Annotated in this window: 30 protein-coding genes and 1 tRNA gene; 11 read left to right on the forward strand and 20 right to left on the reverse strand. The window is 61.2% G+C overall.

The window, feature by feature from the left end; all coding sequences use genetic code 11:
* Positions 1–23: 23 nt before the first annotated feature.
* Complete coding sequence (locus tag C440_RS07325; protein ID WP_008319713.1) at positions 24–209, reverse strand: ribbon-helix-helix domain-containing protein; 186 nt, start codon at positions 207–209, stop codon at positions 24–26.
* A 110-nt stretch (positions 210–319) separates the two neighbouring features.
* On the opposite strand from C440_RS07325, the gene C440_RS07330 reads away from it, so the two are divergent.
* Positions 320–547: a ribbon-helix-helix domain-containing protein gene (locus C440_RS07330; protein ID WP_008319714.1), complete on the forward strand. Its 228-nt coding sequence runs from the start codon at positions 320–322 to the stop codon at positions 545–547.
* A 276-nt stretch (positions 548–823) separates the two neighbouring features.
* On the opposite strand, the gene C440_RS07335 is transcribed toward C440_RS07330, so the two are convergent.
* From C440_RS07335 to C440_RS07355, 6 genes are all read right to left on the reverse strand, one after another.
* Positions 824–1,408: a site-specific integrase gene (locus tag C440_RS07335; protein WP_008319715.1), complete on the reverse strand. Its 585-nt coding sequence runs from the start codon at positions 1,406–1,408 to the stop codon at positions 824–826.
* Between the two features lie 114 nt (positions 1,409–1,522).
* A complete protein-coding gene (locus tag C440_RS17370; RefSeq protein WP_152417857.1) occupies positions 1,523–1,747 on the reverse strand; it encodes a hypothetical protein in 225 nt (74 codons plus the stop codon).
* Positions 1,748–1,848: 101 nt separating this feature from the next.
* Entirely contained in the window at positions 1,849–2,085 is a 237-nt protein-coding gene (locus tag C440_RS07340; RefSeq protein WP_008319716.1) for a hypothetical protein, read from the reverse strand.
* Positions 2,082–2,699 (reverse strand): ATP-binding protein, encoded by a 618-nt coding sequence (locus C440_RS07345; RefSeq protein WP_008319717.1) that lies wholly within the window; start codon positions 2,697–2,699, stop codon positions 2,082–2,084. Before C440_RS07345 ends, C440_RS07340 begins: the two co-directional genes overlap by 4 nt.
* Complete coding sequence (locus tag C440_RS07350) at positions 2,699–3,148, reverse strand: hypothetical protein (protein WP_008319718.1); 450 nt, start codon at positions 3,146–3,148, stop codon at positions 2,699–2,701. Before C440_RS07350 ends, C440_RS07345 begins: the two co-directional genes overlap by 1 nt.
* A complete protein-coding gene (locus C440_RS07355; RefSeq protein WP_241432008.1) occupies positions 3,141–3,590 on the reverse strand; it encodes a hypothetical protein in 450 nt (149 codons plus the stop codon). The genes C440_RS07350 and C440_RS07355 overlap by 8 nt, the downstream gene beginning before the upstream one ends.
* A 307-nt stretch (positions 3,591–3,897) precedes the next feature.
* Between C440_RS07355 and C440_RS07365 the strand changes: the two genes are divergently transcribed.
* From C440_RS07365 to C440_RS07405, 9 genes are read left to right on the forward strand one after another with little or no spacing between them, the layout of a single operon-like run.
* Positions 3,898–4,095: a hypothetical protein gene (locus C440_RS07365; protein ID WP_008319720.1), complete on the forward strand. Its 198-nt coding sequence runs from the start codon at positions 3,898–3,900 to the stop codon at positions 4,093–4,095.
* Between the two features lie 3 nt (positions 4,096–4,098).
* A complete protein-coding gene (locus C440_RS07370; RefSeq protein ID WP_008319721.1) occupies positions 4,099–4,620 on the forward strand; it encodes a hypothetical protein in 522 nt (173 codons plus the stop codon).
* 59 nt (positions 4,621–4,679) lie between these two features.
* The gene (locus C440_RS07375; RefSeq protein ID WP_049915515.1) at positions 4,680–5,039 is read left to right on the forward strand and encodes a hypothetical protein; all 360 of its coding nucleotides are present in this window, start codon (positions 4,680–4,682) and stop codon (positions 5,037–5,039) included.
* Positions 5,039–5,386 (forward strand): hypothetical protein, encoded by a 348-nt coding sequence (locus C440_RS07380; protein ID WP_008319722.1) that lies wholly within the window; start codon positions 5,039–5,041, stop codon positions 5,384–5,386. Before C440_RS07375 ends, C440_RS07380 begins: the two co-directional genes overlap by 1 nt.
* Positions 5,379–5,798, forward strand: a complete 420-nt coding sequence (locus C440_RS07385) for a hypothetical protein (protein WP_008319723.1) — start codon at positions 5,379–5,381, stop codon at positions 5,796–5,798. Before C440_RS07380 ends, C440_RS07385 begins: the two co-directional genes overlap by 8 nt.
* A 2-nt stretch (positions 5,799–5,800) precedes the next feature.
* Entirely contained in the window at positions 5,801–6,430 is a 630-nt protein-coding gene (locus C440_RS07390; RefSeq protein ID WP_008319725.1) for a hypothetical protein, read from the forward strand.
* A complete protein-coding gene (locus C440_RS07395) occupies positions 6,427–6,819 on the forward strand; it encodes a hypothetical protein (RefSeq protein ID WP_049915517.1) in 393 nt (130 codons plus the stop codon). Before C440_RS07390 ends, C440_RS07395 begins: the two co-directional genes overlap by 4 nt.
* Before the next feature lies 1 nt (position 6,820).
* A complete protein-coding gene (locus C440_RS07400) occupies positions 6,821–7,207 on the forward strand; it encodes a hypothetical protein (RefSeq protein WP_008319726.1) in 387 nt (128 codons plus the stop codon).
* Complete coding sequence (locus C440_RS07405; RefSeq protein WP_008319727.1) at positions 7,200–7,403, forward strand: hypothetical protein; 204 nt, start codon at positions 7,200–7,202, stop codon at positions 7,401–7,403. The genes C440_RS07400 and C440_RS07405 overlap by 8 nt, the downstream gene beginning before the upstream one ends.
* Positions 7,404–7,526: 123 nt before the next feature.
* On the opposite strand, the gene C440_RS07410 is transcribed toward C440_RS07405, so the two are convergent.
* The 9 genes from C440_RS07410 to C440_RS07445 form a co-directional block, all read right to left on the reverse strand.
* A complete protein-coding gene (locus tag C440_RS07410; protein ID WP_152417858.1) occupies positions 7,527–7,973 on the reverse strand; it encodes a helix-turn-helix domain-containing protein in 447 nt (148 codons plus the stop codon).
* Between the two features lie 184 nt (positions 7,974–8,157).
* On the reverse strand, positions 8,158–8,595 hold the full coding sequence (locus C440_RS07415; RefSeq protein ID WP_008319731.1) for a hypothetical protein: 438 nt from the start codon (positions 8,593–8,595) through the stop codon (positions 8,158–8,160).
* Positions 8,592–8,696: a zf-TFIIB domain-containing protein gene (locus C440_RS18230; protein WP_083894005.1), complete on the reverse strand. Its 105-nt coding sequence runs from the start codon at positions 8,694–8,696 to the stop codon at positions 8,592–8,594. Before C440_RS18230 ends, C440_RS07415 begins: the two co-directional genes overlap by 4 nt.
* Positions 8,697–8,872: 176 nt before the next feature.
* Positions 8,873–8,944, reverse strand: a tRNA-Ala gene (locus C440_RS07420).
* A gap of 320 nt (positions 8,945–9,264) precedes the next feature.
* Positions 9,265–9,573 carry a 30S ribosomal protein S10 gene (gene rpsJ / locus C440_RS07425; protein ID WP_008319732.1) on the reverse strand — a complete coding sequence of 103 codons (309 nt, stop codon included), beginning with the start codon at positions 9,571–9,573 and terminating at the stop codon, positions 9,265–9,267.
* 2 nt (positions 9,574–9,575) lie between these two features.
* Entirely contained in the window at positions 9,576–10,841 is a 1,266-nt protein-coding gene (gene tuf / locus C440_RS07430) for a translation elongation factor EF-1 subunit alpha (protein ID WP_008319733.1), read from the reverse strand.
* A gap of 190 nt (positions 10,842–11,031) precedes the next feature.
* On the reverse strand, positions 11,032–11,985 hold the full coding sequence (locus C440_RS07435; RefSeq protein ID WP_008319734.1) for a homoserine dehydrogenase: 954 nt from the start codon (positions 11,983–11,985) through the stop codon (positions 11,032–11,034).
* Positions 11,982–12,551 carry an amino acid-binding protein gene (locus tag C440_RS07440; protein WP_049915606.1) on the reverse strand — a complete coding sequence of 190 codons (570 nt, stop codon included), beginning with the start codon at positions 12,549–12,551 and terminating at the stop codon, positions 11,982–11,984. The genes C440_RS07435 and C440_RS07440 overlap by 4 nt, the downstream gene beginning before the upstream one ends.
* Positions 12,552–12,900: 349 nt before the next feature.
* Positions 12,901–15,084, reverse strand: coding sequence for an elongation factor EF-2 (locus tag C440_RS07445; RefSeq protein WP_008319736.1), 2,184 nt, complete (start codon positions 15,082–15,084; stop codon positions 12,901–12,903).
* A gap of 186 nt (positions 15,085–15,270) precedes the next feature.
* Between C440_RS07445 and C440_RS07450 the strand changes: the two genes are divergently transcribed.
* A complete protein-coding gene (locus tag C440_RS07450) occupies positions 15,271–16,026 on the forward strand; it encodes a DUF5781 family protein (RefSeq protein ID WP_008319737.1) in 756 nt (251 codons plus the stop codon).
* Between the two features lie 33 nt (positions 16,027–16,059).
* Here C440_RS07450 and C440_RS07455 read toward each other — a convergent pair whose 3' ends face one another.
* The 4 genes from C440_RS07455 to C440_RS07470 all read right to left on the reverse strand — a co-directional run bounded on the left by C440_RS07455 (position 16,060) and on the right by C440_RS07470 (position 19,688).
* On the reverse strand, positions 16,060–17,466 hold the full coding sequence (locus tag C440_RS07455; protein ID WP_008319738.1) for a PQQ-dependent sugar dehydrogenase: 1,407 nt from the start codon (positions 17,464–17,466) through the stop codon (positions 16,060–16,062).
* Positions 17,467–17,576: 110 nt separating this feature from the next.
* Positions 17,577–18,191, reverse strand: coding sequence for a 30S ribosomal protein S7 (locus C440_RS07460; RefSeq protein ID WP_008319739.1), 615 nt, complete (start codon positions 18,189–18,191; stop codon positions 17,577–17,579).
* A 2-nt stretch (positions 18,192–18,193) separates the two neighbouring features.
* On the reverse strand, positions 18,194–18,622 hold the full coding sequence (locus C440_RS07465; protein WP_004044570.1) for a 30S ribosomal protein S12: 429 nt from the start codon (positions 18,620–18,622) through the stop codon (positions 18,194–18,196).
* Positions 18,623–18,806: 184 nt separating this feature from the next.
* Positions 18,807–19,688 (reverse strand): mechanosensitive ion channel family protein, encoded by an 882-nt coding sequence (locus C440_RS07470; protein ID WP_008319741.1) that lies wholly within the window; start codon positions 19,686–19,688, stop codon positions 18,807–18,809.
* Positions 19,689–19,776: the final 88 nt, after the last annotated feature.

Below are 19,776 nucleotides of genomic sequence, written 5' to 3' on the forward strand. Positions count from 1 at the left end.
AGGCGCTTTGGACGGTCCCCTGTTCATGCTTCTGCGGGCGGTTCGTCGGTCAGTTGGAGTTCGGGCGTCTCGAACGGTGAGTCCGGTGCCTGCTGGATGAGGTGACGGACGTACGCCGCACGCGATTTCCCGTGAACTCGGGCGTTTTCGTCGATTTTCTCTAGCATCTCCGGCGGCATGGAGATGCTCACGTTTACTGAGACTTCCATTGCGCTTGGTAGTATTGTAACGAGTTACTTATTACTTACTCCCTAAGCGACCACATCAACGAGGTAGTATCTTCCCAAGGTATTCAATCATTGAATCAATAAATGATTGTATGAGCACCGCCTACGAGACCGATGGAAGTGGGTCCCGGAATATCTCTCTCAAAGTGGGTGACGATTTTGTCAAAAACTTTGACCGTGCCATAAAGAGAGGCCAACTAAATGGGGAACTGCCGATGGATATGTCCCGGAGCGAGGCTATCCGGCGTCTGATGAAACTGGCAATTGAAGACCCCTCACTTCTCGCCAACGAGCAACGAGAGGATTCGGAGGAAATGTAGGTGAACCAGTTTAATTGGCACCACTCTACCCGACTGAAGAAAGAGCTATCTCGCTCATGCAAGTTTTGGGTTGGCGATATTTTAGAAGATAGTGGTGGGACAAGATGGGAAGTTGATGATGTTGCATTCTCTGTTGGAGAGTCCGAGCCAATCTACAAAATCGGGAGGTACTGTGAACCAGACTCTGACTGGAGAAAACGAATCTTCGTTGAGGATATGAAAGTAATTGAAGAATCGACTCGCCCTACACCACGCAATAGCCAGCGATACTGACCACTATAACCAGTCTATCTTCTCCATCCCTCGCGCCTGTGCTTCGAGACTGTACGCTCCAAGGTAGTGTTCCCTAAACGTCTCCCAGTCCTCCCAACCGCCCCACTCCATCACTAGACCCGGTTCGACCTCTGCGCCGACTAGCAGTGTCCCCCACGTCCGACGTAGGTCGTGTGGACCGAGGAACGACCAACCAACGTCTTCGGTCTCCTCGACCAGTTGCTCACCAGCTTTGGTGACCCAGTTGCGAACTGTCCGAGTCGTTCGGTCAACGACCGGCGTGTCACTCGGTTCGTCTCGGTAGTCACCGACGGCCGCAATCGTCGCCGCGAGGTCGGTCGGGATGGGCGTCTCGCGGTACTTCGAACCCTTCCCCTCCCACACACGGAGGAACTTCCCGACCTCAGTATCGACTACGTCGTCTGGTGTGACATCGACGACCTCAGCGACACGAAGCCCACACCGAGCACCGAGCGCGAAGGCAACCCGCTGTTCAGTCCCGTCCGCGACATCGAGGAGCGTATCAACTTCGCTCCGACTGAGCCACACCTTCTTTCCGTCCTTGCTGTCGTAGTCCTGCATCTTCATTTCCGGTTACCTCACATCTCGGAAGAATATCGCTAGTATCCTAGTCTTTTCGCCGTGTGCAGGACTCAAATCGGGCCGAATCTTTCCGACTCTCAGGTCTTTTCGGAGACAGGGTCAACGAGCGACGATAGCCGCGTCGATGTCGTGATTTTCCATTCTCACAGCCTCGTCGAGAACGATAGTTCTGTCTGTATGTTCATTTAAGATGCGAACCTGTCGTTCTGCCTCTTCTTTCGATCCAAGGTGAGCGATCTCCATTTCAAACCAGTCTTCGTCAAGGTCAACTGCGTTAAAGGCACTATGCGTCACAACTACATTGTAAGTCTTTGATTCAGTCACGATAACAAATTTACATTATCACATCATCAATGTTGGGGCGAAGGCGACAGTACAACTGAGGTCCATACGGCGCATCTCGCGGCGGGTCACGTCGGGAAACGTCACGACCTGACCACCCGGTCGTACGTCTTCTCGAAGATGTCCGCATCGCACGGGTACACCTCGCCCTCGACACCGATGAGGAGATAGTCACCCGGCTCAGCAACAACCGTCCCCTCGCGCGTCTCGACCTCGACGCGCTGGCGGACCTTCGCCGCCTGAATGACGACTGGGCGCTTCCGGTAGTAGCGCCATTCGTGGCCGTCGCCCGGAACCTCGTCCTCGACGATTCGGGTCACCCGTACACCTCCTGCGTCTCCGCGCGGTGCAGTACGTTCATCCGCTTGTCGAAGGCGACGTACTGGTATGGCTCGGTCGGGAGGTCGTCGCGGGGGATTTTGAAGTACCGCAGGAACCCGTCGTGAAAGACCGACCACTCACCGACCCACACCCAGTATTTGCACTGCTTGATGGGCGTGTACTCCAAGTCTGATGGGTCCTGCGTGGCGATGACAACTTTCAGGCCCTTGTCGCGGTCTTCGTGGAGCATCTTCTTCACCGGGTTGTCAGACTCAACCTCACCGTCAGGGAGAACGTTGTGTCCCTCGTCAAATACAACCTGCGTCGGGAAACCCGTCGCTTCGTGGTACTCGTGGGCGACCTTTCGTGCCTGCCGTGCGGTTTGAAGCGGCGTTTCGGTCACCCAGTTCAGCCGCGTTGCGTCCGATGCGCGGGCCTCGCCGATTGACCGGACCGTCGCGGCGTCGTCAAGGTCGCGCCCGGTGATGCCGTCGGTATCAGTGAAGTTGACCCAAATGCTCAGGCCGGGGAACTCGGCGTGCATCTCGCGCATGAGCGTCGTCTTCCCGCCGCCGGAGTCACCCGCGACGAGCGTGTGAAACGCCTGCATCATCACACCCCCGCCGCGGCGAGCGCCGCGGGGTCATCGTCGGCTTCTTCCTCATCTTGACTGGACTCATCGGTGTTCTCGTCCTGTCTCATCGAGGATATGACCGGCAGTCCGAACAGAAGTGTGCCGACGAAACCATCGACCACGGGTGGCGTCCCGTCGCCGCCGCTCACCCGGATAAGCATCCGAAGGTGGTAGCGAGACCACCGCGGCAAGTCGGGGTACTCCTTTGCGAGTTGGTCAACTGTCGGCCCTGTCGCACTCGAATCAAAGAGCGATGCGAAAAAGCCGCCCGAGGAGTTGCTTTCTGTCTCGCCTGTATCCACTTCAGGCGCGCCCTCAGCGGCCGCGTGGTTCGGTGCGACTACGCCCGCGTTCGGGACGCCAGCGTCACGTACGAACGTGTCACCGGGCGATGGAGGAGTCTGCCGCGTTGTGTCGTCCTCAGACATCGTACACCTCGCCGCAGGAACTACACACGCGGTCGTGTTGTCTCAGGAGCGTCGCCCCCTCTGGAGAGGGATTTCGGGCACGGAGAACTGCATTCGCATCGAAGTAGTCTGGAGAACCACAGTCAGGACAGCTATCGTCGTCTTCGATGTCGCGTCCACCGTCTGTGATAGGTTCGGGCGCGCCGTGGATTGGGTTCCCGCCGTCGGTCAGTGCAGTCTTCGTATCCGTCGCCTCGATGCCCTCCGGCTCCGGTGGGTCCGATGAGTCACTGTCGGGGACTGAACCACGCTCGCCAGTATCGCGTAGTGGCTGAATCATCGTGTCCCAGTCACGAAGCGGACACCCCGTCCGGTGGTTGTGTACTCCCTGCGCCGCGTAGAACAGCCCGCAGTGTTCACACTGCTGGTCCGTGGGGTTCTGAGGCTCTTTACTACCGTTCACGCAACGACCCCCGAAAGCATCGAGACGGCCGACCGAATGAAGTGTACTACACTGCTGAGCGCGCCACACTCGGCGAGGACGCCGATTCCGAACGCACTCCGTACGAATGGTCTTGTTTCCTCAGAACCCCGTAGATAGGCCACGAGCGTTCCAAGAACCAGTGTCGGATAGCCAATCATCTGTGCTGGACACTCATTCCACAACGATTGTAAATGTGTGAGTACTATGCGACGCTCAATAATTGAATTATTGAGTGTATTTCACTACACTTCCTCTTTTTTCACAATCGCCCGTTGTCGGAGACGCAATGGCAAAAATTCCGCTCGAACTACTCGGTACCGAGGTCGATACGGACGACCCCGGTGAATCTGCACAGAACCTCGGCTTCGCGGCCCTTGGCGTCACCCTGACGATGGGTGTCGTTGGAGCGGGCGCGTATCTGTTCAACATGGCCCGTGAGAAAGCAGGCGTCGATGACAGTGACGTGTCGATTCCGGGGGTCTAAAGCATGGAGACACTCCGATACAATCCCGGTCTCATCAACGTCGGTAACGCACGCCCTATCAACGCCGATGACCTCGATAAGGTGACTCTCAAAGCAGGCACCGAGGTCCCCATCTACTCGAAGAAGGTCAAGAACGACAAACTCCTGTTCTGGGGTGCTGGCGGGAAAGACCGCGAATCCGCAGACACGAAGTTCTTCTTCTGCGACCTCGTCGCAACCGGGAACGGCACCGGCACCGCCGGCGACGCCGTCCGAGGCGAACTTATCGCCGTCATCACTGATTCCGACCAAGAGCGAGTAAAGGCAGAGTTCACGCTTGGCGACTTGGGTCACCTCGCGGACGCACGAACGTCTGACAACCCGATGCCGGTGATGTACGCGCTCGCACCCTACGCGAAGCCCGGCCGTCATATCGAACTGCGCATCCGCGCGTCGAGTTCGTCCGACGGCGTCGAAATCGACAACACGGAGGACCCCGGCAACGCATCGAGCGCCCGGCTCTGGTACTCCCAGGTCTCGAACTGAGGTTCACTACCATGTCTTCAATTTTCAACAACCGTGTGAGCCGCCGGTTTTCAGGCGATGTGAGTCCTGACGCAACCGAACGTGAAACCTTCGAGGTGTCCAAAGACGCCACTATCGAGAAGGTCACAACCCGGTTCTACCGGGGGCCACAGCTCGACCTATCCATCCGTCCGTTCGTCGAGAGCGAAGAAGGGAGGGAGAGAGATATTGTCGATGTCATCGGCCGGGACGGGGTCGTTGGGGATAACGACGTGTTTCCCTTCCACGTTTCCGAACCTGTCGAACGTGGCGATGTTGTCGGCATCGAGGTCACGAACGCCGATGGTACGAACACGTACGATTACAACGTTGACCTCGAACTCGACCGCGCTGGTGGGGTCTCTCGACTCTTGCCGAGCATCCTCCAGAGGTGGCTCTAATGGGGATTAAGCAGTTCAGCCAGCCGGTCAGCGGGACTGGCGGCCAGCCTGTTGCGACGAACGCGGCCGGAACCATCGAGACGGACAACTACGCCCACGGCGGCGGGTTCGACTTCGACGGGAGCACGTACCCTTACACGCTGAATCCGGCAGAGACGATTCAGGAACTCGTTATCACCATCGCGGGAAATATCACCGCACGCATCACCACGACCGGCGGCGACACCTTCGACCTCAAGTTGGCTGGCGGCACCGGCACGTTCGACAAGTGGGAAATCGACTCGGTAGAATTCCGTGACCCGAACGGCACGAACTCGCGTATCGCAGGAGGATGGGCCGGTGAGTAACTGGCTGTCAGGCGAGGCCGGAAATCAGTGGACTGCCGAAGGCTCTGTCTTGTGGTCAAACCGCAACGCCACCGACGGTATCGACTTTCAGGGCACGTCCACGTTTAACCAAGAATGGGTAACTGTCGCCAACGGAGTCGGCTGGCAACTGCCGACCACCTTCGGAGCCGTTCGTGTGCTCGTCGCGCACATCGACGGCTCGCGCGGCATCGACGGCATCCGCATCACAGACATCAGCGGCACGCAACACACCGTGACGAAACAGGGGTCCCACACCGGCCGTTTCGTCTCGAACACGTGGCACATCATCCCAATCACGGCCGAGTCCATCGATAAAGTTGACCTGAGAATGAACAGCGGCGACACGATACAGAAGAATCGACTCGTCGAACTGCAAGTGGGGCACATCTAACAATGGTATACATAGCACCAGACGACAGTCCGAGCGCCGGGGAGACTATCGACCCAAGAGAGGAGCTTACACCCGGTGAACAACTCGCAAACAACATAGGGGGCGGCGGTGGTGATGATGACGACGACCACGTGCCGTTCTCCGACCGTGACGACGATGGTAGCTCAACCGGCGGATACGGGTCGATAGACCATCCCAACGCGCCCGACCCCGGCAACTCCGAAAGCGGGATGCCCGGCGGTGGTGACCCCGCCGGTGACGTGATATCGCCTGACCCGAACGAGAACACTGACGGCGACGAAGTGACCATCAACCCCGATGGCTCCGCGAGTATCGACCCTGACCGCGTGAGCGGTGGCTATGACAGTGTAGACGAAATCGCCGAGCAGGTCGAAGCGACCCTTGGCGGCGGGTCGAACTCGCCGCAGGTCGCCGAAATCACCGCTCTCGAAGAGCAAATCCGCAACCTCCGCGAGCGGTTGTCGGGGATGGGTCAGGTCACGTCCGGGTCGTCTCCCTCGTCGCCATCCTTGACACCATCCTCGTCGAGGACCGCCGCAGTCGTCGCGGTCGTCGTGGCCGCGGTCGTCGCGGCCGTCGCCGCCGTCTCTGGAGGTGACTCGTCGGCATGAGTATCCTGCGCATCTCCGGCGATGACGCCGACGGAGCGGGCTACACAGTCGATGTTGACGGTGACGTCGCCGGGTACAGCGGCATGGGAGCAAACGACGGACTGACCGACGACGGTGCGGCCGGTTACATCGGGTCAGGCACTGACCGGTGGGCGGTCTCAGGTTCCATCACAGACATTGACATCCCGGACCACGCCCGCGCCTATCTCGACGGCAAGCGCATCGACTTGTCGCGGTTCCGGTCGTCTTCGTCTTCGTCGTCCTCGACCGGCGGCGGGTCGTCGCCGCCGTCGCCCGCACCAACCACCCAGTCAGGTGGCTTCGGTCTCGTCGCGGTCGTCGCGGCCGCCGCCGCGGTCGTCGCCGCAATCATCTTCGGAGGTGACTAAGATGGGGGGCGTGCTCGACGGCATCGGCAACACCATCGACCAAATCACCACAGACCAAGGCGACCCCGGATGGGGACCGGACGATACCGAAGCCGCCCTAGACGGCATCGCCGGCTCGACGGACGAGTGGGTGTCGCGCAACCCGGTCACCGACGGCGCTATCGACCTCGTTTGGTCCGGCCACGACGGCGACTCTATCGACGTGTTCGGTCCCGGACTGTGGGGGTCGGAAGGGTCGGTCGTGGACGTTGTCGTGGACCGCGAGGGCGAGACCCACGGCGGCGAGACGACGACGAAGCTCATGCTCTTCGGCGCGGTCGCGCTCGTCGTCCTCTATCTCGTCCGGCCGCTCCTGACGGTCCTCGCCGAGGTGGTCGGCGGTGAGTGAGCTGACGGACCTGCTCTTGCAGACGACTGACCCGGTCGTGGCGCTCATGGTGATGGGCCTAGGCGCGCTCATCCTGTGGGTTTACCGCGACCTGCACGGCGACCTCGTCGTCATGCGCGGACGTGTACGCCGCATCGAGGATTGGGCTATCGCCACCGACGGTGGTGTCGTCGAGGAGGACGACGATGGACGGTAGTGTCACGCTCAGTCCGTTGGAATTTCTCGCAGTTGCGGCGCTCCCGCTCTCGGCGATTTCGGGAGTGCTGAAGGCACAGATACAGCGCCATTTCGGACAGGAAAAAAGAACCGCCGAGTCTTCCTAGTTGCTCGTCGCCTTCGCCTTCGTCTCTGTCTTCGCTGTCGCTACTTCTTCAGGTCGGTAGACGATGATGTCGCCCCACTTGGGAGCGATATACCCACGTTGTTCGAGTGGTTTCAGGATGCGGCGGCGAACGGCTTCTTTCGGGATGCCCGCACGCTCGGCAACCTTTGAGATAGCAGTGCCCACATCGAGGCGACGACCGCTCGGGTCGTACGCTTCGGCAGTCCGTCGGAGTGCGATGTAACCGTCTCGGAGTGCTTCGTCTTCCGGGAGGTTGTCGTCTTCAGGTTCGTCGCGCACGGTTCGGGCGACTTCTTCCATGTGCGCCCGCAGGTCGTCACTCATTGACCCATCGAGGGCGTTGGTGTAGTCCTTTTTCAGGTTCTCATCGACCCGAACAGTGACCGTCGCACTGCCGCTACGGTCCGACTGCATCCGGCTCATTGTCCACCTCCGTACTGCACTGGTTTACACCCGTAATACGCAGACGGGGCGGCGATAGGGAGTATGGCAGTACGCCCCCCCGTGGTTGTACGAAGCGGTCCCTTCTCGCGGGGGCGTGCGCGCCCGCGATAGCGTGGTAGCTGTTCGACTGTCGTTGTCGGTACGTTAGAGTGGATAGAACGGGTCATAGCTGGCCCTCCGGTCGGCCGAAGACATGGCCGTCGTGTCCGGTTGGTGGTGCTTCGATGTGTTCGATGCGCCCGCCGTCAGTGGCGACTGCACTGTCGGTACCGGCTCGCACAGACGAGAGTGGCGGGATGGTGATTCGACGACCGTTGAGGTCGGAGAGACCGACAAAGGCGGCTTGTCGGACGGTACAGAGGTGCGCACAAGGCCCGTCGTTGTACTCGAATCCCTTCCCATCGCAGTACCCGAGGAATCGGCCGTGGTCCTCAACCAGTTCGACGTGATGGGCGTCTGCGCCGTCTGGCAGAGTGACGATGTGAGTTTCCGGACCGGTTGACTCGATAAGCGCGCCAACAGGTGCGGCGCGTTGCCACGATGTCGTCTCGGCGTCGCGTTCGGCTTCGAAATCGAGTGAGGCGAGGTCGTCGGGTCTCACTGTCGCTCACCTCCGTGGCACTCGGGACAGACTCGACGCGGAAGACCGCCGCGACTCGTCGTTGTTTTCAGACGAGTCCCGCAGGTCGGGCAGTACCGCATCAGTCCAACCCCCCGAAATCACTCGATTCATCGACAGACAGCGATGTGCTGACTAACGGACCCTCGTCAATTCTCGATGGACGGGGTGTTTGTTCCGCCCTTTCAATTGCGAGATTTGTGTCTACGAGTGCTGTTGCTCTGGTTTGTGGAACCTTCGTAGACGAGTTAGAATTTGATGGACTCGCGGGGATTTGAACCCCGGGCCTCTTCCTTGCGAAGGAAGCGATCTGCCACTGATCTACGAGCCCTCATTCCCACGGAGTTGTGGGATACACTTATACCCTATGTTTCGCTTGTGGCCGGGCATGCGATAGCATCCCGCGTGTCGGGTTTAGTGTGGCTACCGACACTCGAACTGTCACCGACACCGTACAGTCGATGCGCCGACGGTCCGCTCACACTGCTCATGTAGTATCGACGTATCGAATGGAAGGTGAGGTGACACGCGCCTTAGCGCTGACAGTCAGCTCGAGGGCAGAGCCCTCCGGACGCGCGCCTCGACAGCCGCGAGTGTGACGGGCGTTCCGTCACGAACGGTGTGTCCGAGAGACCGGACAGAGCCGTTTGCTTAGTCTTCGAGGACGATCTCGATGCTGACGTCGTTCGGAACCTGAACGCGCATCAGCTGGCGCAGAGCGCGTTCGTCAGCGTCGAGGTCGATGAGACGCTTGTGGACGCGCATCTCCCAGTGCTCCCACGTAGCCGTCCCCTCGCCGTCAGGCGATTTTCGAGCGGGGATTTCGAGCGTCTTCGTGGGCAGCGGGATCGGCCCGCTGAGGTTGACGCCCGTCTTGTTTGCGATCTCGCGGACGTCGTCGCAGATATCGTCGAGGTCTTCCGGACTCGTGCCGGCGAGCCGAACGCGTGCCTGTTGCATCGTTATCGCTCGTTGACTTCGAGCACTTTGCCGGCCGCGATGGTCTGACCCATGTCACGGACAGCGAAGCTGCCGAGTTCCGGAATCTCGGAGGACGGCTCGATGCTGAGCGGCTTCTGCGGACGGACGGTCACGATAGCGGCGTCGCCGGACTTGATGAAGTCCGGGTTCTCCTCAGCAACCTCGCCCGACGCGGGGTCGAGCTTCTGGTCGATCGACTCGATGGTACACGCGACCTGCGCCGTGTGGGCGTGGAAGACCGGCGTGTAGCCAGCGGTGATGACCGAGGGGTGCTGCATGACGACGACCTGCGCCTGGAAGGTCTCTGCGACCTTCGGCGGGTCGTCAGCCGGGCCACAGACGTCGCCGCGGCGGATGTCGTCCTTGCCGACGCCACGGACGTTGAATCCGACGTTGTCGCCGGGACCCGCGCCATCGACTTCTTCGTGGTGCATCTCGACGGTCTTGACCTCGCCGCCGACGTCAGAGGGCTGGAAGCTCACGTTGTTGCCGGGGTTGAGGGTACCCGTCTCGATACGTCCAACAGGAACCGTACCGATGCCGGAGATGGTGTAAACGTCCTGGATGGGCAGGCGCAGCGGCGCGTCCGTCGGCGGCTGCGGTGCCGGCAGGTTGTTGAGTGCCTCAAGGAGGATGTCGTCATCGTACCAGGAGGTGTTGTCGGAGCGCTCGGCGATGTTGTCGCCCTCGAAGGCGGAAATCGGCACGAACGTCGCGTTGTCCGAGTCGAAGCGGACCTGCTTGAGGAGCTGGGTGACCTGCTCCTTGACGTCGTTGTACTTGTCTTCGCTGTAATCGACGACGTCCATCTTGTTGACTGCGATGATGAGTTCGCCGATACCCAGGGTGCGGGCGAGGAAGACGTGCTCGCGGGTCTGCGGCGCGACACCGTCGTCGGCGGCGACGACGAGAACCGCGTTGTCAGCCTGCGAGGCACCGGTGATCATGTTCTTGACGAAGTCGCGGTGACCAGGACAGTCAACGATGGTGAAGTAGAACTCGTCCGTGTCGAATTCCTGGTGGGCGATGTCGATGGTGACACCGCGCTCGCGCTCTTCTGCAAGGTTGTCCATGACGTAGGCGAATTCGAATCCGCCCTTGCCTTTCTCCTCGGCCTCTTCTCGGTGCTGCTCGATGACGTGCTCCGGGACGGAGCCGGTCTCGAACAGGAGTCGGCCGACGAGCGTACTCTTACCGTGGTCGACGTGGCCGATGATGGCCAGGTTCTGGTGGGGTTTGTCGCTCATTGGTGTATTCACGCGCTAAGGCGCTCTGTGGGGAGTGTTTTTGCTGAAACCCCTAAAACGATTTCGATACGCTCTACGAGCCGTCTAAGCGCCGTACTGCGATTTGCGGAACCATACCACAGTCACAAAATGAAGAACGATGATAGTCGTTGAAAGGCTTTAAACTGGTCCCTACGGGCCAGAGAACCCGTTACTCCAGCCGGGAAACGTCGGACAAAACGGCCGTTGCAGTCTCTGGACCGCCCGCGCCGCGGCCGCTAATGTTCAATTGACCAGCGTGTTGCGTCTCCAGTTGCACGATGTTTTGGGTCCCCGTCACGGCCAGCGTGGAGCCTTTCGGAACCAACCGCGGAGCTACGCGGACGCCATCGGCGGTCGCCTCGCCGATGAGGCGAACCGTGCGTCCGTCCTCCGCGGCGAGGTCGAGAGCCGTACCGGGGACGTTCCGGATTCCCTCGACACCGGCGTCGTCGAGACGGTATTCGGTGGCTTCATCGCTCAAGACGTTAGCGAGAATGACGAATTTGAGCGCGGCGTCGATGCCGTCTACGTCGAACGTCGGGTCCGCTTCGGCGACTCCGAGGTCTTGTGCCTCCGCGAGAACGTGCTCGTAGTCGAGTCCTTCTGCGGCCATGCGCGAGAGGATGAAGTTGGCCGTCCCGTTGAGGACGCCGCGCGCGGCAGTCACGTGTCCCGCGCCGAGATCGGAAATCGTCGAGAGGACCGGAATCGCGCCGCCGACGGTCGCTTCGAACTGGACGCGGCCCTCGCTTTCCGCTTCGAGGGCGCGCAAGTCGCCGTAGCGCTCGGCCACTGGGCCTTTGTTCGCCAAGACGACGTGGCGGTCGTCGAGCAACGCGCGTTCGACGTGCGAGAATCCCGGCTCGGCGTCGCCGAGCGTGGTCGGCGTCGCTTCGACGAGCACGTCGTAGTCAGTGTCGAACACCGCGGTCGGGTCGCCGTCGCCGACGACGCCCTCCCGTTCTTTGCGCGCGCGAACTGACTGAGAGTCCAATCCGTCCGGGTCGATGGCGGCCGATGCGGAGTCCGCGAACGCGACGACCTCGTGTCCGTACGTGTCCGCGAGGTCTAAAACAGAACCGCCGACGGCACCCGCGCCGAGGACGGCGAGTCGGAAACTCATGCCGACTCCTCCGTGAGCGGTTCGACGACGTGTAACTCCTTTTCGGCGGCGATGTCGCGGACGGCGGCGAGCGCCGCAGTGGTCTGTCCCGACCGCGCGGCGAGTCTGAGTCGCGCGCTGGACGTTTCTTTCGTCCCTGACGGTGCGGACAGCGAAACGTCCGTGACTGTCGCGTCTGCGGACTCCTCGATACGGTACAACGTGTCCGAGAGGTCAGAATCGACGAGGTCGCCGACGAGGATGAGCGTCACCTCCTCACCGAAATGCTCCGCACCGGCGCGGATGACGTTGACGCCAGCGTCCCGGAGCGCATCGACGATTCCCTCGAATCGGTCCGGCGGGCATTCGAGGTCAACTTCGACCGGAATGTGTCCTCGCGGGGTGAGGTTGCCGCGCTCGTGGAATATCGAGAGCAAATTACCCCCGTTTTCGGCGATAGGCTGGAGCGCGGCGAGGAGCTGACCAGGCTCATCGACGAGTTCGAGGCGGACAGTGTGCGGCTTGGGCATTTCGCCACCGCCGTCAGTCTCGGCGTCGCCCTCGCCGTCGAGGTTCTGCGCGCTCATCGTCCCACCTCCGTGGGCCGTCCCGACAGTGTTGTCGGCGACGCGTGGCTCAGCCGTGGTTTCGCGTCGACGCACCAGGAGTCGGGAGACGTGCCCCTAGGCATATGTGTCCGTGATTCGGCCACGCGGTATAAGCCTTCGTAGCCGACACAGTTTGCCGATGCCAACTGCGTGCTGACACATGTCATTCGACTATTGGGTCTCGACCATCGGCTACCGTGTACCGGGTACTGGTGTCGAGTATCGAGTATTTGGTCTCAGCGAAATCACGACCCACTGCCCGCGGGCCAATCGAGCAGTGCAGTCGCTGGGTGCGGGATAAACGAAAGAAAGCGCGGGTGTGCGCTCGTTAGATGTAGTCGATAGCCTGCGAGAGTTCGAGCTTCATACCCTTGCGCTCGCGGATTTCCATGATCTTCTCGCGCTGGAGGTTGTCCGAGAGCACGCGGAAGCCGGCGTTCTCCGTGTTCCAAGAGGCGCGGCCTTCCGTCGCAGAACGGACGTCCGACGAGAAGCCGATCATCTCTTCGACGGGTGCGATACCCTCGATGACCATGAGGTCACCTTCCTGGTACATGTCGTCAACGCGGCCACGGCGACCCTGAATCTCGCCGGAGGCCGAGCCCATGTAGTCGGACGGAACGTCGATGCGGACGTTCTGGATGGGTTCGAGGAGCTTCACCTGACCCGCGATGAGCGAGCGGTGGACCGCGTCACGCGTCGCAGGGATGACCTGTGCGGGACCGCGGTGGATGGTGTCCTCGTGGAGCCTTGCGTCGTGAAGACGGAGGAGCGTCCCCTGAACGGGTTCCGCGGCGAGCGGACCGTCGTCGAGCGCCTCTTCGAGACCCTCGATGACGAGTTCCATCGTCTCGTTGAGGTGCTGAATACCCTTCGTGTCGTCGATGAGGATGTTCGTCCCGTGGATGTGTTCGACGTTCTGGGACGTATCCTTGTCCATGCCGGCTTCCTGCAGTGCCTCACGGCGCTCCAGTTCGGGCATGTCCATCGAGACTTCGCCGAGCTTGATCGCGTCAACGATGTCCTGCGAGAGGGGTTCCGCCGTGATGTAGAACTTGTTGTGGCGGTTCGGGGAGACACCCTCGACTTCGTGAGACTCGCCCTGGACCTGCTCGCGGTAGACGACAATCGGCTCACCGGTGCGGACCGGGATACCCTGGTTGTCGCGGATACGCTGTGTGATGACTTCGAGGTGGAGTTCACCCTGACCGGAGATGAGGTGCTCGCCCGTGTCCTCGTTAATCTCGATGCGGATGGTCGGGTCTTCCTTTGCGACCTGCTGGAGCGTCTGGATGAGCTTCGGCAGGTCGTCCATGCGCTCTGCCTCGACGGACTTCGTGATGACAGGCTCGGAGATGTGTTCGATGGACTCGAACGGCGTCATCTCGACGGACGAGACGGTGGAACCGGCGATAGCGTCACGGAGACCCGTGACGGCCGCGATGTTCCCTGCGGGGACACCGCGGTCGAGTTCCTCGCGCTCGCCACCCATGAAGACACCGACGGACTGGACGCGGTTCTTGCCCGCGGTCCCGGAGACGTAGAGTTCCTGACCTTTGCGGATGGTACCGGAGAAGAGACGACCGGTTGCGATTTCGCCCGCGTGGGGGTCCATCGAGATGTCGGTCGCCATGAAGACGACTTCGCCGTCGTCATCGACTTCGCGCATCTGGCGCGCGAGGTCGGACTCGGAGTCACCACGCCAGACCGTCGGGATACGACGGGGCTGGGCGTCGAGCGGGTTGGGGAAGTGCTCTGCGACCATGTCGAGCACGACGTCCGAAAGCGGCGTGCGCTCGTGAAGTTCCTGACGGTTGCTCGCGCGTTCGAGTTCCATGATGTCGCCGAAGGAGATACCGGTCTCCTCCATCGACGGCATGGAGACGCCCCACTTGTAGAGAGCGGACCCGAAGGCGACGGTCCCGTCTTCGACGGAGACAGTCCAGTCGTAGTCCTTCTCTTCAGTCATGCCCCGAATAAGCTCGTTGACGTCGGAGATGACGTCTACGAGACGCTTCTGCATCTCCTCGGGACCTTCCTGCAGTTCGTTGATGAGGCGGTCAACCTTGTTGATGAACAGGGCCGGCTTGACGCCTTCGCGGAGCGCCTGACGCAGGACCGTCTCGGTCTGCGGCATGGCACCCTCGACGGCGTCAACGACGACGAGTGCGCCGTCAACGGCACGCATCGCACGCGTCACGTCGCCACCGAAGTCAACGTGGCCCGGCGTGTCGATGAGGTTGATGAGATGGTTCTCATCTTCGTACTCGTGGGTCATCGAGACGTTTGCGGCGTCGATGGTGATACCGCGTTCCTGTTCGTCTTCCTTCGTGTCCATCGCAAGTTGCTGGCCAGCAGTCTCGTCAGAGATCATGCCCGCACCTGCGAGGAGATTGTCGGAGAGGGTCGTCTTACCGTGGTCAACGTGAGCGGCGATGGCGATATTCCGGATCTGTTCCGGCTTGTCCATCAGTTTCTCACATTCCTGGACGATCTTCTTTCGTCGGCCCATTATACAGGGGTCTACCGGCAGGAGGGTCAAAAGAGTAGTGTTTTTGCCGAGCGGATTCGCCATTTTCAGCCGCCCTACGGCCAGGGTATGAGCATTTTTGTCACGATAGTCAGACTGTCCGGTGTTCGTGGGTTCGTGGGCACCGGCGTAAGAGTCATGTCTATTGGTAACATTACTCAAATACGAATGGACCTCCGAGTATTCGGGGGCGCACCGGCAGACCCGTTCTTGAGCGCCGCCGACCTGTTCGAAACCGAGTTCGAGCTTTCCTATCCAGTCTTCGTTCACGTGCGTGCGGACCCCGACTCGCGCACGTGGGCCGGTCACTATCAGGACCACCACGTCCTCAACATCTCGCGGCAGGCCGCGACCAGCGCGATGGCGCGAGAACTCGCGCTTCACGAGTTGTCGCACATGGCACGAAACGAAGAGGGACACGTCTCGCACTACCAATCGACCCGAGAAGCCGTCTTCCTCGCCCTCGCAGGGCGAGCAGTCGAACGACGAAAGCTCGCACACTGCTACCAGATAGCTAATCACTGCAAGGACATCTACGCCGACGACCTGACGCTCGCGGTCGCGCCCGCGGACAAACTCGTTCAGTTCCTCGAATCGCAACTCGCGGCCGCACTCGCCGACAGACCGCAACCGACCGGTCGTCCGGGGTGGCAACTCGTTACAAGCGGCTCCGACCCCGAGATTACGGCGGTGAACGCGGCGTTCGCACTCGCGTTAGTTGAGCGCCACGACCTCGTCGGCGCGGACCACCGGCTCTACGACCTCGCGCACGCCGCGGCCGACGATGCGCCGTCCGTGTCTCTCGACACGTTCAAAGAACACTTCCGAACGCTCGCGGCGGACCCCTCGAAAAGCGAGTACCGACGGACGCTCGTCGATGTCGTGAAACACTACGTCGTCGGCACCAACGTTGCCGCCGACTGAGACGCTATCTGCATCGTGTTCACCGCACACCCATCATTCAGAGACCGGGACAACCCGCAGGATTCGGTCGTCGTTCGGACGCGGATACGTCACGTCGTCGCTTTCAGTCCGACCGTCGCGGTTCGACGTCGAAACGAGGAGCGACCCGTCCGGCGCTTGAGTCACGTCACGAATGCGACCGAGTTCGTCTTCGAGTCGTGAGTGCGCGACGGCGTCGTACGCGTCGTCCATCCACGGCGCGTCGAACGCCCTCCCCGAGTCCGCGCCGGAGAGGTCGCGTCCCGATTCGACGAGCGTGACGACGTTGAGTCGCTGTGAGCGGAGTCCGCCGACGACGAGACGGTTTCGGAACCCATCGAACGACCCTGTGTAGAACACACAGCCCGGCGGTGCCCACGTCTTCGACCCGGTGTTGACGACTGGGCGAGCGAAATCGGAGTCGGCGTAGCCTTCCGCGTTGCGTTTCGTCGGGTCCATCGTCCCCCATCCGTAGTTGCCGCCGGCGACGAGGCGGTTTATTTCGTCCGCTCCGCCGGGTCCGTGTTCAGTGACGAGCGGCGTCCCATCCGGGAGCCACGTGAGCCCCTGCGGGTTCCGGTGACCGATAGTGTAGAGTCGCGGGTCGGCTTCCGGCCCGAAATCGGGGTTGTCGGACGGGGCGGTTCCGTCGGGTTCAAGTCGCAGAACCGACCCTGCGAGGTTCGTCGGGTCCGCCGCGGCCGTCTCTTCTGTCGCATCGCCGGTCGTCATCCAGAGGTAGTTCGCCGGGCCGAACGCGACCCGACTGCCGTTGTGGACGTTCGCCCCCGGAATTCCCTCGATGAGAGTCGTCTCCGTCTCCGCCGGGTCGTCCGCAGTCACGTCGAAACACACCAGTCGATTGCGTGGGCCGTCGTCGGTGTCGTACGTGTAGGCGGCGTAGACGACCGGCACGTCTGGATACCGGGGGTGAACTGCGATTCCGAGCAACCCGCCTTCGCCACCAGCGGCCCACCAGCCGCCATCTTCACCGTGTGCGACCGACCCGGCGTCGATGACGCGTTCGGTCTCGAACGACGTGTCGAGCGTGCCAGCACTGTAGCGGAGTATTCGACCGGGGCGCTCGGAGACGAACAGGTCTCCGTTGGGTGCAAACGTGACCTCCCACGGGATTTCGAGATTTTCGACGACTGGTTCGACGCGGAGGGCCGTCGGCGGCGACGACGGCGGCTCCCACGACTGCTCGGCCGCTGTCGGTTCGTGAGATGTCGAGAGGTCGTACCGCGCCGTAACCGGCGGCACTAGTGTCGGCGTCGCGGTGGTCGTCGGAGCCTGGTCGGTCGTCGGCGAGTCGGTTTCGCCCGGACCGGAAGAGCCGGAACGCAGACAGCCGGCGAGAGACCCAACACTACCAACACCGAGCGTCGCAAGAAGCGACCGCCTTGAGAGCCGTCGAGACATACGAGAGACGTATTATCCAGATAGTATAAGCATCGTGGCAGTCTCGAAGAGCGTAACGTTGTCGGAGAGCGCGGCCGCTCGCCGGCGGGAAAACAAAGAGAAATGAGAGATTACCGGGCCGCTTCTGCGACGCGCTCTTTCTCTTCTTTCTGCGAGATAGCGTACGTCTGAACGTCGTAGTCGGCCGCGCCGATAAGCTGCTGTGCGAGCGATTCGGCGGCGGTGGTCGTGGTCTTGTAGGAACCGCTGAGAGTACCCCGTGCGATGAATTTCAGTGCCTCGTCAACGCGGCGCTGAGGCGCAACGTCAACGGCCTGCGGGACCGAGATGCCACCGTACTTGAGACGGACGGTCTCCTCGCGGGGTCCGGCGTTCTCGACGGCACGGACGAGAACCTGAACCGGGTTCTCTTCGGAGCGCTCGTTGACGATTTCGAACGCTTCCTTGACGATTTTGCTCGTCTTCTGTTTGTGTCCCGTGTTGTCCTCCGTCTGCATGAGACGGTTGATGAGACGCTCGACGATGCTTATCTCGGACTTCTGGAACTGCTTCGAGGCGTGACGTCCCATCGTGTGAGCGATAGGCGTCGCCTTGATGTAGCGGCTCATGCTGGGGTCCGTGTATTCGATTTCGGACACTTCCCAGACGCCGAACAGAAGGGCGTTCTGCTTGGCTTCCTCGCTGCTGGCGGGAGATTCGGGTTCGGGTGCGTCGCTTTCCGACATGGTTAGCGCACCGGTTTCTCTGCGTTACCGCGGACGAGTTCGATCATCGAGACGCCGTTGACCTTCTCGACCTTGTAGTTGACACCCGAAAGGTCACCCATCGCACGACCCTTCGCACCACCGATACCAGCGATGGTCACTTCGTCGTGTTCGTCGATGAACGAGATTGCACCGTCACCGGGACAGAAGGCGGTGACCTGCTTTCCGTTCTTGATGAGCTGAACACGGACGCATTTTCGGATTGCCGAGTTCGGCTGTTTTGCTTCGATACCAACCTTTTCGAGGACGATGCCGCGACCCTGCGGGGCACCCTCGAGCGGGTCGGACTTCTTGCCGAGACCGCGCTCACGGCGCGCGTACTCAGAGTCGGACCAGCGGCGTTTCTGCCGGTCCTGCTTGAGCTTGCGCGCGGCGTATTTGCCGTTTGCCATAGTAAACGTGGATTCCAGATGGAGCTACTTAAGCCTCCCTTTTCGAATCTCGGCGAGACGGATTCAGGAGCGATTAGCGACCCCTAAGGAGGAATCTGAGAGCGTTTCACCGATTGGAAATGACGGTTCCTCGTTGACGGAGAGGGACTGAACGGTCCGGAGAGAGTGTCGTTTCGACGGAGGGTCACTCAGCGACGAGGTCAACGTCGAGGCGGCCGCTGACCTCTCTTCCCGCGGCTGGGCCGAGCGTCAACCCCTCTTCGTCGAACCGCAACTTCACTCGCCGCCTGAACTGCGAGCGGACATCGACGAGGTTCACGTCCATCGGCGATTCGATCCAGAACTCCGCTTTAAGTCCCACAGAACCCCCCGCAAACTCGATGATACGCGACGTGGGGGCGGGGTCTTCTACCACCCGTTCGTCTTCGCGCGCGACCTCGGCGAGTTCCCGAAGAGCTAGTTCCACGTCGTCCGCATACGCCACGTCGATTCGTTCCGTGACCCGATACCGTTCGCGGCCGTACGGACGAACCAGTGCGTTCGTCGTGAGTTCGGTGTTCGGGACGGAGATAGTTTCGTTGTTGACGGTTCTGACGCGTGTGACCCGGAAATCGACTGCCTCGACCACGCCTTCGCCGCCGGGCCACGAAATCCAGTCGCCGACGTTGAAATCCGGGTCGGCGACGAGAAAGAAACCGCTGACGAGCGCGCCGATGACCTCTTGGCCGGCGACGCCGACGACGAGCGTCAGCGCCGCGACGATGAGCGTGGTGTCGGTCAAAAGCGACCCGAATCCCGCGCCGACGACGCCGACAAGTGTCGCAACGACGACGACGAACGCGTGAGTGTACGTCCGAGTCGCGGTCTCTAACGTCGGATTGTTCTCGTTGCGAGCGCTGACGACGCTCGTGACTCCAGGAACGAAGACAAGTCGCCCGAAGAGGTAGACGAGTGCGGCCCCGACGACGAACCCCACGACCATACCGGCGGCGTCCTCGTACGTCGCAAGTCGGCTGACGTCGATTTGACCAACCGTGGCGACGAAACGCTGTCGAAGCGAAAGCATGCCTACCTCGGTGCGCGCGGCGACCAAAAACGTGTGGCCGGTATCCGGCGACCGACTGACGATCGGGAACTGGGCGAATACTCGTAGT

Source organism: Haloferax mucosum ATCC BAA-1512 (assembly GCF_000337815.1).
GTDB lineage: Archaea > Halobacteriota > Halobacteria > Halobacteriales > Haloferacaceae > Haloferax > Haloferax mucosum.